General features: G+C 64.7%; 10 protein-coding genes and 1 pseudogene. 3 read left to right on the top strand and 8 right to left on the bottom strand.

What is annotated here, in order from left to right; genetic code table 11:
• Positions 1-26: 26 nt before the first annotated feature.
• Genes QP166_RS17550 through QP166_RS17525 form a run of 6 tightly spaced genes read right to left on the bottom strand, consistent with a single transcriptional unit; the run spans position 27 to position 5563 of the window.
• Complete coding sequence (locus tag QP166_RS17550) at positions 27-947, bottom strand: ParB/RepB/Spo0J family partition protein (protein ID WP_333917072.1); 921 nt, start codon at positions 945-947, stop codon at positions 27-29.
• On the bottom strand, positions 944-1726 hold the full coding sequence (locus tag QP166_RS17545) for a ParA family protein (protein ID WP_333917071.1): 783 nt from the start codon (positions 1724-1726) through the stop codon (positions 944-946). Before QP166_RS17545 ends, QP166_RS17550 begins: the two co-directional genes overlap by 4 nt.
• Positions 1726-2334 carry a 16S rRNA (guanine(527)-N(7))-methyltransferase RsmG gene (gene rsmG, locus QP166_RS17540; protein WP_333917070.1) on the bottom strand — a complete coding sequence of 203 codons (609 nt, stop codon included), beginning with the start codon at positions 2332-2334 and terminating at the stop codon, positions 1726-1728. The genes QP166_RS17545 and rsmG overlap by 1 nt, the downstream gene beginning before the upstream one ends.
• Positions 2331-4046 carry a tRNA uridine-5-carboxymethylaminomethyl(34) synthesis enzyme MnmG gene (gene mnmG, locus QP166_RS17535; protein WP_333917069.1) on the bottom strand — a complete coding sequence of 572 codons (1716 nt, stop codon included), beginning with the start codon at positions 4044-4046 and terminating at the stop codon, positions 2331-2333. The genes rsmG and mnmG overlap by 4 nt, the downstream gene beginning before the upstream one ends.
• A gap of 9 nt (positions 4047-4055) precedes the next feature.
• Positions 4056-5330: a tRNA uridine-5-carboxymethylaminomethyl(34) synthesis GTPase MnmE gene (gene mnmE, locus QP166_RS17530; RefSeq protein WP_333917068.1), complete on the bottom strand. Its 1275-nt coding sequence runs from the start codon at positions 5328-5330 to the stop codon at positions 4056-4058.
• Positions 5327-5563, bottom strand: coding sequence for a DUF6489 family protein (locus QP166_RS17525; RefSeq protein ID WP_333917067.1), 237 nt, complete (start codon positions 5561-5563; stop codon positions 5327-5329). The genes mnmE and QP166_RS17525 overlap by 4 nt, the downstream gene beginning before the upstream one ends.
• A gap of 143 nt (positions 5564-5706) precedes the next feature.
• Between QP166_RS17525 and QP166_RS17520 the strand changes: the two genes are divergently transcribed.
• Positions 5707-6399, top strand: a complete 693-nt coding sequence (locus QP166_RS17520) for a dienelactone hydrolase family protein (RefSeq protein ID WP_333917066.1) — start codon at positions 5707-5709, stop codon at positions 6397-6399.
• A 52-nt stretch (positions 6400-6451) separates the two neighbouring features.
• Here QP166_RS17520 and QP166_RS17515 read toward each other — a convergent pair whose 3' ends face one another.
• On the bottom strand, positions 6452-8770 hold the full coding sequence (locus QP166_RS17515; RefSeq protein ID WP_333917065.1) for an FtsK/SpoIIIE family DNA translocase: 2319 nt from the start codon (positions 8768-8770) through the stop codon (positions 6452-6454).
• Positions 8771-8883: 113 nt separating this feature from the next.
• On the opposite strand from QP166_RS17515, the gene QP166_RS17510 reads away from it, so the two are divergent.
• The gene (locus QP166_RS17510; protein ID WP_333917064.1) at positions 8884-10113 is read left to right on the top strand and encodes a UbiH/UbiF/VisC/COQ6 family ubiquinone biosynthesis hydroxylase; all 1230 of its coding nucleotides are present in this window, start codon (positions 8884-8886) and stop codon (positions 10111-10113) included.
• Positions 10113-10805, top strand: coding sequence for an aspartate/glutamate racemase family protein (locus tag QP166_RS17505; RefSeq protein ID WP_333917063.1), 693 nt, complete (start codon positions 10113-10115; stop codon positions 10803-10805). Before QP166_RS17510 ends, QP166_RS17505 begins: the two co-directional genes overlap by 1 nt.
• A gap of 5 nt (positions 10806-10810) precedes the next feature.
• Here the strand turns inward: QP166_RS17505 and pdeM are convergent.
• Positions 10811-11487: pseudogene (gene pdeM, locus QP166_RS17500) on the bottom strand (ligase-associated DNA damage response endonuclease PdeM).

Raw genomic sequence — 11487 nt, 5'->3', positions numbered from 1 at the left:
CTCGTCAAACTTGATCCGCTAACGCTCTAGATCCGTTCGCCACTCAATCGCTGGCATACCATGTCGAGCTGCTCCAATGAGCTATAGTCGAGCGTGATCGACCCGCGACCGTCATCGTTGAACGCGATCGTGACGCGCAGTCCAAGCAGGTCGGCAAGCTGACGCTCGAGCGCTTCGATGTCGGCACTTCCACCGCCGGCCGAAGCGATCTGCCCCGAACGCGTCGAACCGCCACGCGAGGTTGGCGCCCCGTGCTTGTCCTGGCTGGCCAGCTTTTCGGTCTGGCGAACCGACAGCCCGTGGGTCAGTACCTGATCCGCGAGCGCGATGGGATCGGCGGCACCGACCAGCGCCCGCGCATGGCCCATGGCAAGCTTGCCCTCGACCACCTGAGCCTGAACCTCGGGCGGAAGATCGAGCAGCCGCAGGAGGTTGGCGACGTGACTGCGTGACTTGTGCACCGCACGGGCCAGTTCCTCCTGCGTGTGTCCAAACTCGTCGAGCAGCCGCTGATAGGCGCGTGCCTCTTCGATCGCGTTGAGATCCTGCCGCTGGATATTCTCCAGCAAGGCGATTTGCAGCGTCTCACTATCCGAATAGTCGCGGACGACGACCGGGACTTCGTGCAGGCGTGCACGTTGCGCGGCACGCCAGCGGCGTTCACCGGCGACGATCTGGAAGTCGTGACCATGTGGGCGGACGATGATCGGCTGGATCACGCCACGTTGCGCAATCGACGCGGCGAGTTCGTCGAGCGCGGCCTCGTCGAAATGGCGACGGGGCTGATCGGGATGCGGCGCGATTGCCGACACGGGGATCATCCGCACGGCGCCACGTGCGGCACCCTTCTCTCCGGTGTCGCGCTCATCCTGCGCGACATCGCCAAGCAGCGCATTCAGGCCACGGCCGAGACCACCCTTGGCGCGGCGGGAAGCGAAATCACTCACGCTGCTTCATTCTCCATCTGCGGCAAACGCCGGATCAACTCGCGAGCGAGCGCGATATAGGCTTCCGAGCCGCTGCACTTATGATCGTAGATCAGCGCGGGCAGGCCGTGGCTGGGTGCTTCCGACAGCCGCACGTTGCGCGGGATCACGGTGTCGAACACGACATTGCCGAGAACGGCGCGAACGTCGGTCGAAACCTGCTCGCTGAGGCGGTTCCGACGGTCGAACATCGTCAGTGCTACGCCGAGGATCGACAAAGACGGATTGAACCGCGAGCGAATACGTTCGACGGTGTTGAGCAACTGGCTGAGTCCTTCGAGCGCGAAGAACTCGCACTGCAGTGGGACGAACAAGGCGTCGGCCGCGACCATGGCGTTGATCGTCAGCAATCCTAACGAGGGCGGACAGTCGATGAGGACGATGTCCCATGAGCGAGTGGTGAGTTCGAAAGCCCGCCGCAGACGGTGCGTCCGTTGTTCGAACTCTACCAATTCGATCTCAGCGCCCGATAAATCAACCGTTGCGGGCATGACGTCAAGGAGCGGGATGTTCGTTGCAACGACGGCTTCCGCAACACCATCGCTGTCGATCAGGACGTCGTAGCTCGACCGCTGGCGCTGCGCCTGACTGATCCCGAGCCCGGTGGAGGCATTACCCTGCGGGTCTAGATCGACCAGCAAGACGCGGTGACCGGACGCGGCGAGGGCGGTTGCAAGGTTGATCGCGCTGGTTGTCTTGCCAACGCCGCCCTTCTGATTGGCGACAGCGATGCAGAACATCAGCTTCTCACTCCATCTGCGATCACGATCACCGAGTTGGGATCAGTGACGCTATGTTCCACGTGAAACAACGACTGCCATTTAGCGGGCAACGTTGCCACTTCACTAGCACCATTCCGGCCGCGGGGAAGGATCATTCGCGTGGCAGTGTGTCGAAGGTGGCTCGTCATGGCGACGATGTCCGGAATGCTGGCGACCGCTCGTGCGCTGATAATGTCAGCACGGCCGATGGCTGCTTCTGCCTTCGTCTTCTGGATGGACACGTTCATCAAGCCTAGTCGCGCGACGACTTCATGGAGGAAGTCGATGCGGCGGCCTCGTGGCTCTACTAACGTGACATGCAGATCCGTGACGATCGCGACCACTAGGCCGGGGAGACCGGGACCTGAGCCGATGTCGAACCATGTTTTTGATGGTGTCGGCGCATGTGCGACGAGTTGGGCTGAGTCGACGATGTGCCTGCTCCAGATCGCCTCGCATGACGACGGTGAGATCAGGTTTTGCTGCTCGTTTTCCGTCAGAACCATCTGACGAAAGTTGTCGAGCATCGTAGTTCGTCCGATGCCGAAGTGCGTGTGGCACCAGGCAATTGCATCATCCTCGGTCATGCGGATTGCTTCCTTGCATGAAGCCATAACGCCGCGATTGCTGCTGGCGTGACCCCGCGGACCCTAGACGCTTCGTCGAGAGTCTGGGGGGATGCACGCTCGAGCCGTTCGATCATTTCGGTTGATAGCCCGGGGATTGAACGAAGAGTGCCGCTGTCGGCTAAGATCGCGATATTGCCGTCGCGGCGCATTCGGGCGATCTCTTCGGTTTGTCGGTGGAGGTAGGGCGCGTATCGGTGATTCTCCGCTATTTCCCTGACGATGTCCGTGTCTGCGGAAGTGGAGGTTCCGTTACGAACGGCTTCTCGCATCGCCGATCGGCGGCAGACGTGTTCTTTGCGGGAGGACGTCAAGGCACCGAACAATTCTGCCCATTCGGAAAGCCGGGTTTCGGCATTGTCAGCCCGTAACGCCAGGCGGTATTCGGCGCGTGCCGTGAGCATACGGTACGGTTCGCTGACGCCCTGAAGAACAAGGTCGTCGATCATTACGCCGATGTAGCCGCGCGCGCGGTCGACGATCATTGGTTCTAAGTCGCGGGCGTAGGCGGCGGCGTTCAGTCCGGCGATCACACCCTGAGCGGCGGCCTCTTCGTAGCCCGTCGTTCCGTTAAGTTGGCCGGCGCAGAACAGGCCGGAGACTGCATGCAGTGCCAGCCGGTGATCGAGCGCCCGTGGGTCAACGTAGTCGTATTCGACCGCATATCCATATTGCACGATACGCGCTGCCTCCAGGCCGGCGATCGATCGGACCATGGTGTCCTGCGTGACGATGTCCAGAGATGTGGAGATGCCATTTGGGTAGACCCACGTGTCATCCAGCCCCTCGGGCTCTAGAAAAATCTGGTGGCCATCGCGATCGCCGAACCGGTGGACCTTGTCCTCGATCGATGGGCAGTAGCGGGGGCCGCCGCCTTCAATGTCGCCGGAGAATAACGGGGAGTCGCCGATGCCTTGGCGAATGATGTCATGGGTCTGTGTGGACGTGCGGGTGATGGCGCACGCCAGCTGCGGAAGTCGGGGAGCTTTGGTCATCGGCGACATGCGCCATTGATCGGTATCCGATGGCTGTGGCTCGAGCTTGCCCCAGTTGACCGACCGCCCATCAAGCCGTGGCGGCGTGCCGGTCTTCAGGCGACCCATTGGCAACTGTAGTGCACGAAGCTGCTTGCCAAGGTCGTTAGCCGGACGCTCGTCGATACGCCCGCCCGCATCGCGCTCGCGACCGCGGAAGATCTTGCCGCCGAGGAAGGTGCCCGTCGCGAGCACGATGGCGCGTGCGCTGAGTTCGTTACCATCAGCGAGACTGAGACCTGTGGCCTTGTCGCCATGCAGGGTGAGAGCGGTTGCCTCTCCCTCGATCAGGTCGATGTTCTGATAGGCGGCAAGCTGACGGTGGATAGATGCGCGATAGCGGCGGCGATCGGCTTGAACGCGTGGGCCTTGGACTGCCAACCCTTTGGAGCGGTTGAGCATGCGATAGTGGATGGCGCCATCATCAGCAGCGCGTGCCATGAGGCCATCAAGCGCGTCGACCTCGCGAACAAGGTGGCCTTTTCCAAGGCCTCCGATCGACGGGTTGCACGACATGGTTCCGACGTTTGCCAGCACTTGTGAAACCAGTGCTACCCGCGCGCCTCTCCGGGCTGCGGCAGCGGCCGCCTCAGTTCCGGCGTGACCGCCGCCGACAACCACAACATCGTACTGTTTCACGTGGAACACTCATTTTCCAAGGCAAAAGCGGCCGAACAGCGCGTCGAGCATAGCCTCCGTCGCGTCGCGCCCCAATATCGCGCCCAAGGCCACGTTAGCAATCCGGAGGTGTTCCGCATCAAGGAGCAGGTCTGATCCGTTGACCAAGCGCAGCTCTTTTGCTGCTTCTTCAATCAAGTCACGATGCCGACGGTAAGGGGTCACGCCCGGAAGATCGCCAAGCAAAGCTGCTGCCTGCGCAGCGACACCTGCCCACAGAGCATCAATCGTCTCTGGAGCGTAGATCGAAATTACATGATCGTAGAGCTCCTTTGGACGATCCCGGTCGTCAGCTTGCGCACCGATCTTCATGGCGCCGTTTGGCGCGTCCTCGGCGTCACCCAGCCAGAGAATAATGTCAGCGACCGTCAGCAAGGCCGTAGCACGCTCGATCCCGATCGCCTCGATTGGGTCGGTGGTTTCCTCCACTAAGCCGGCCGTGTCGACCAATCGAAAGGGAAGACCCTCCCGTACGACGACAGCTTCGAGCACATCGCGCGTCGTGCCCGCTATGTCAGTGACGATCGCCGCCGGACGCCCGAGCATGGCGTTGAAGAGCGAAGACTTGCCGGCGTTGCGCGGTCCGGCGAGCACGACCACAACGCCATCACGCAGACGTTCAACCGTTGGACGAGCCAGCATGGCGGTCATTTCCGCGATGATCGGATGAAGCACCACCGAGAGGTCGAACGGCGCTGCCGCCGCCACATCGTCTTCATCGCCAAAATCCAATTCGGCTTCGATCCGTGCTGCCGCCATGCTCAGTCTGCCGAGCCATTCGGTTACCGTGTGGCTCAATCCGCCTTCGGCCATCACCAGCGCCGCGCGACGCTGCATCTCCGTTTCGGCTTCGAGCAGGTCCGCCAAGCCCTCTGCCTGGGTGAGATCGAGCCTGCCATTCAACAAAGCACGGCGGGTGAATTCTCCCGGCGCGGCAACACGCAAGCCGGCCTGAAACGCCAGTTCGGCCTCGACCGCGGCCACGACCGCCCGACCTCCGTGCAGGTGAAGTTCGACCAGATCTTCGCCGGTGGCGGTGTTCGGACCGGGAAAGAACAGGATTAGCGCCTGATCGAGCGTCGCATCGTGGCGGTCGCGGAGGCGACGCACTCCGGCAGTTTGCGGCGGTGGCAAGCTGCCGGCCAGCGCCTTGCCTGCGCTCTGTGCGGCAGGTCCACTGATACGAACCACCGCGATTGCTGCAGGCGGCCGTCCGCTCGACAGCGCAAAGATCGTCTCGGTCATCCGCTCTTCTTTGAGCCGTTCGCGAAAAGCTGGCGCCAGAAGTCCATGCCTGCGTCACCGACGGGTGCCCAACTACGGAACATTGCGTTGATCAACTCCGGCGACGGGCCTTGTCCATCGACCGTCTCGCGCATCCGGGTGAGATAGTGATCGTGGAGGGGAGTGAGGTCGGGCAGCCCCATCATCCGCCGCGCTTCCTCCGGCGTGCAGTCAACTTCGATCGTCACCTTCATCGCCGCATTCCCCGCTTGCGCCGCCCCTAGCCTGGCGACCGACGATCTATGCGCGCGAACCATGTCGCGCCGCAACGGCAGAGCCGTGGCACTTTGTCGGCGGCGGTGGTTTATGGAAGCGAGCTGGAACGGAGTTGCACCGAATGACCGATATGATCTCGATCCCGACCCTCGATGATGCGGCACTTCCCGCCTATCGCGCATCTCCGGCGGGCAAGCCGAAGGCCGCCATCATCGTCATTCAAGAGATTTTCGGGATCAACGCGGGCATCCGCCGCAAGTGTGACACGCTGGCGGAGGCAGGGTATCTGGCAATCGCGCCCGACCTGTTCTGGCGGATCGAACCGGGTATTTCGCTCGATCCCGACATCGAGCCGGAAATGCAGCGCGCCTTGTCGCTGATGGGGCAGTTCGATCAGGACCAGGGTATTCGCGATATCGAAGCCGCGATCCGCTTCGCCAAGGCTGAAGGCGTCGGAAAGGTCGGCGCGGTTGGCTACTGTCTGGGCGGACGGCTGGCTTACATGACCGCGGCGCGGACCGATGTCGACGCGAGCGTCGGTTATTATGCGGTGGGCATCGACGGATTGCTTGGTGAGAAGCACGCGATTGCCAAGCCCTTGCTGCTCCACATTGCGGGGGATGACGGCTTCGTCGACAAGGACACGCAAGCCGCGATGCACGCCGGGCTCGACGATCATCCGAAGGTCACGCTCCACGATTATCAGGGCGAAGACCATGGCTTTGCGACCGAGTTCGGCAAGCGGCGCTCGGACGCCGCGGCGACATTGGCGGACCAGCGGACGGCAGCGTTCTTCGCCGAACACCTTGGCTGACAAAAGCGACGTCGCCCCGGATCTGGTCCGGGGTGACGGGGCAGGGGGCAGCTTATGCCGGATTGCCGTCGGTATCGCGGAGCACTTCGCGACGACCGACATGGTCGGGGCGGCTGACCACACCTTCCTTCTCCATCCGCTCGATCAATCGCGCCGCGGAATTATAGCCGATCCGCAACTGGCGCTGGAGCCACGACGTCGATGCCTTCTGGCTGCCGCAGACGATCGACACCGCCGCGCGATATTGCTGATCTTCCGGCGAGTCTTCGCCGGTCGGCGCGCCCTCGAGCGCGAAGCTCTCCGCCGGCTCTTCGGTGACCGACTCGATATAATCGGGCTGACCTTGAGCGCGCCAGTGATCGGTGACCGCGCGTACCTCGTCGTCGCTGACGAACGGGCCGTGGACACGGACGATGCCCTTGCCGCCCGGCATATAGAGCATGTCGCCGCGCCCGAGCAGCTGCTCCGCTCCCTGTTCGCCGAGGATCGTCCGTGAGTCGATCTTGCTGGTGACGTGGAAGCTGATGCGGGTCGGCAGGTTCGCCTTGATGACGCCGGTGATGACGTCGACCGAGGGGCGCTGCGTCGCCATGATCAGGTGGATGCCCGCCGCGCGCGCCTTTTGCGCGAGCCGCTGGATCAGGAATTCGACTTCCTTGCCGGCGGTCATCATCAGGTCGGCCAGCTCGTCGACGATGACGACGATCTGCGGGAGGACGTCGTAATCGAGCTGCTCTTCCTCGTAGATCGGCTGGCCGTTCTCGCCATAGCCGGTCTGGACGCGTCGCCCGAGCGGGGTGCCCTTGGCCCGTGCCGCGCGAACCTTGTCGTTGAAGCTGGCAAGGCTGCGGACGCCGACCGACGACATCTGGCGGTAGCGATCCTCCATCGTCTCGACCGCCCATTTCAGCGCGCGCACCGCCTTGGCGGGATCGGTGACGACCGGGGAGAGCAAGTGCGGGATGTCGTCGTACATGCTCAGTTCGAGCATCTTCGGATCGATCATGATCATCCGGCACTGATCCGGGGTGAGCCGGTAGAGCAGCGACAGGATCATGCCGTTGAGCCCGACCGACTTACCCGAGCCGGTGGTGCCCGCGACGAGCAGATGGGGCATCGGCGCGAGATCGGCGATGACGGGATCACCGGCGATGTTCTTGCCGAGGATGACGGGGAGCTGTGCGGTCTGATCCTCAAACGCTTGACTGGCGACGAGTTCGTGGAGCGACACCATCTCGCGCTTGGTATTGGGCAGTTCGATGCCGATCACCGAGCGACCGGGGATCGTCGCGACACGCGCCGAGATCGCGGACATATTGCGCGCGATGTCGTCGGCGAGCGCGATGACGCGGTTCGCCTTGGTGCCCGGCGCCGGCTCCAGTTCGTACATCGTGACGACCGGGCCGGGGCGCACCTCGGTGATCGCGCCTTGTACCTTGAAGTCGTCGAGGACGGTTTCGAGCAACCGGGCGTTGCGCTCCAGCCCGGCCTTGTCGACCGGGCTGCTCTGGTTTGCCGGTGCCGGGGTCAGCAGGTCGAGCGCGGGCAGCACGAACGTGTCGCGCAGGTCGAGCCGCTGTTGCGGCTTCGGCGGTGCGAGCGACGGCGAGGTGGTGCGATCGCTGATGACCGGGGCGGGGCGATTGTCGGGTTGCGCGACCGCGCGCGGCGCGGGGTTGCGCGCGAGCGAGAACGGCGCGTCCTCGTCATCCTCTGCGTCATCGAACGCGATGTCGTCGACACCATCCGCGTCGTCGCGCGCACGACGGCGGAGCAGGCGCGGCGAGGGGGCGAAGCGGGCGAGGTCAATTTCGAGGCTGCGGCCCCATAGGATCGCGCCCGCCACGCCGGTGATCAGCCCGAGTGCGAGGACGCTCCACCACGTCACCAGCGGATTGCCGATCAGTGCGATTCCGGAGCGGATCGCGCCGACGACGCCCGAGCCGACCGCGCCACCCCAGCCGAACGGCAGCGCGGGCACCGCACCCGGCGCGACGCAGGTCAGCGTCACCGCCATCAGCGCGACGCCGATCGCGGCATTGCGGAGCATCCGCCAGCCGTCCCCCGCCGGCTGTGCGCGCCACAGCCGCAGCGCAACGATCGGCGCGACCGGTAGCAGCAACGCCACCGCCGGGCCGAACATTGTCAGCGCGAGATCGGCGAACCATGCGCCGGGGCTGCCGAGCAGATTGCCGGTCACACCCGCGGCGGCGGTGTTGAGCGAGGCGTCGCCCGCCTGATAGGTGACGAGCGCGACCGCCATCGCCACCGTCAGCACGAACAATGCGGTGGCGAGGATCAACGCCCCGCTGCGCAACGCCCCGGCCTTGACCGTCTCACGCCACAATGGCGCATCGACACGGCTTGCCATCCCAAACCCCCAACGATGTCAGAAAATACCGCCATATTCTCCGCCCCCGCGCGTTGTACGTCAAGATGGCGGTGGACGTTGGCATCGCGTGCGACTGACGATAGGGCTGGATCATGGACAAAGCAGATGCGCGGGCAGATGTGCTCATCCTCGGCGGCGGGCTGGTCGGCAGTGCGCTTGCGGTCGCGCTCGATCGCCATGGCCTGTCCTCGATCGTCGTCGACCCTGCCGATCCGGCGGTGACCTTGACCGCGGCGTTCGATGGTCGCGCGTCGGCGGTGGCGAGCGCGAGCCACAAGATGCTCGATGCGATCGGCGTCGGCGATGTGCTGCGCGGCAAGGGCTGCGAGATCCGGCAGATCCGCGTCAGCGACGGGCTGGCACCCGGCAAGCTCGATTTCATCCCGGCGATTGACGATGCCGCGCTGGGCACGATGTACGAGAATCGCCTGCTGCGCCTATCGCTCTACGATGCGGCGGTCGCGGCCGAGCGCGTCGATCTGCGGATGCAGACGCGCGCGACGACGATCGAGCGCACCGCCGACGGGGTGCGTGCGACCTTAACGTCGGGGGCAATCGTCACCGCGGACCTGCTTGTCGCCGCCGAGGGGCGACAATCGCCGACGCGCGCCGCAGCTGGGATCAACGTCGCGCGCTGGCAATATGATCATGCCGCGATCATCGGCGCCTTTCATCACGAGCGGAGCCACGAGAATGTGGCGTATGAAATCTTCTATTCGGCCGGACCGTTTGCGTTGCTGCCTTTGCCCAGTGACGAGATCGGGCATCGCTCGGCGATCGTCTGGACGGTGGCGGGGGATCAAGCCGCCGGGATGCTCAAGCTCGGCGACCGCGGATTCCTGGCGGAAGCCGAGAAGCGCATGGGCGGGTTCCTCGGGGCGCTGTCGCACGCGTCGCCGCGCGCGAGCTATCCGCTCGGCTTCCACCATGCGGCGCGGCTGACCGACACGCGGCTGGTGCTGGTGGGTGATGCGGCGCACGGTATTCATCCGATCGCGGGGCAGGGGGTCAACCTCGGCTATCGCGACGTGGCCGCGTTGGTCGAGGTGCTGGTCGAAGGGCGGCGGCTCGGGCTGGAGGCGGGTGATGCACAATTGCTCAAGCGCTATGAGCGTTGGCGGAGCCTCGACACGTTCATGGTCGCCGCGGCGACCGACACGCTGACGCGGCTGTTCGGCATCCCCGGCAAGGCGGCAAGCGCGGTGCGGCGCTTCGGGATCACGGCGGTCGACCGCCTGCCGCCGCTCAAGGACCGCTTCATGGCGGAGGCGCGGGGCGAGAGCGGTGACCTGCCCAAGCTGCTGATGGGCACGATGGTGTGATGCGCACCCTCGGGTTGATCGGCGGGATGAGCTGGGAGAGCTCGGCGCATTACTATCGGTTGATCAATCAGGGGGTGCGAGAGCGGAAAGGCGGGACGCACTCCGCCCCGCTGCTCCTGCTCTCGGTCGATTTCACAGAGATTGCGGCGCTTCAGCACGCCAGCAACTGGACCGCGCTCGGCACGCGAATGGCGACGGCAGCCCGCACGCTCTCCGATGCCGGCGCGGAAGCGATCGTGCTGTGTACCAACACAATGCACAAGGTTGCCGACGCGATCGTCGCGGCACAACCTCAGCCGCTGCTTCACATCGCCGACGCGACCGGCGCGGCGATCGTGAGGGGCGGGCACCGTCGGGTCGGGCTGCTCGGCACGGCGTTCACAATGGAAGAGCCTTTCTATCGCGAGCGGCTAGCGGATCGCTTCGGGCTCGATGTGCTGGTGCCTGATGCCGCACAGCGCGCCGAGGTTCACCGGATCATCTACGACGAATTGGTCCGCGGCGTGGTGCGGGACGAAACCCGCACGATCTACCGGACCGTCATCGCGGCGCTCGTTGCGCAGGGGGCCACTGCCATCATCCTTGGCTGCACCGAGATCATGCTATTGGTTTCCCAAGCGGACTCACCAGTGCCGCTGTTCGACACCACGACGCTTCACGCCGCAGCAGCGGTCGAGTTCGCGATCGGCTGACCGGTTCAGGCCGCGACCGGAAACCGCAACAACCGGTCGGGCAGGGCGACCAGCGCCTCCGCCCCGCCGCCGGTCGCGCGGGCGATCTCCGGATGGGTGACGTCGAGCCCGCCGGTCAGCGCACCAAAGGCCGGGAAGATCAGCTTGGTCGCGGTCGCCACGAAACAGCGGCGCGCGACCAGCTTGCCGCGGACCTTTACGCGCAGCTTGGGATGATAATGGCCCGATAGCTCCGGGCGTGTTTCACGTGGATCAGCCTCGTGACGCAGCACCACGCCGTCGACCACCGCTTCGTCCCGCACCGCGCCACCGCAGCGATCGACATAGACGCGATCGTGATTGCCGGTGATCCAGGTCCAACGCGTCGTCGCCGTCAGCGTCGACAGTTGCTCGCGCGCCGCATCGGGCAAGCGGTCACAACCGGCGATATCGTGGAAGCTGTCGCCGAGGCACCAGACCTCCTCCGCGCCCGTCGCCGCCACCGTCGCGGCGAGCGCGGTCAGTGTGGCGATCGAATCATAGGGGGCAACATCTGCCCGCCGCGCGCGAACCAGCTCGCCTTTTCGAGATGCAGGTCGGCGACCAGCAACGCCCGCCGCGCCGGCCAGAACAGCGCCCCCTCGGGCAACGCCTGCCAGGCGTGCCCGGCGAAGCGGAGTTCGGCGAACGGAACGGGAACCAT

This window comes from Sphingomonas sp. LR60 (assembly GCF_036855935.1).
In the GTDB taxonomy this organism is placed as follows: domain Bacteria; phylum Pseudomonadota; class Alphaproteobacteria; order Sphingomonadales; family Sphingomonadaceae; genus Sphingomonas.
This window is presented reverse-complemented; position numbering and strand designations above follow the sequence as displayed.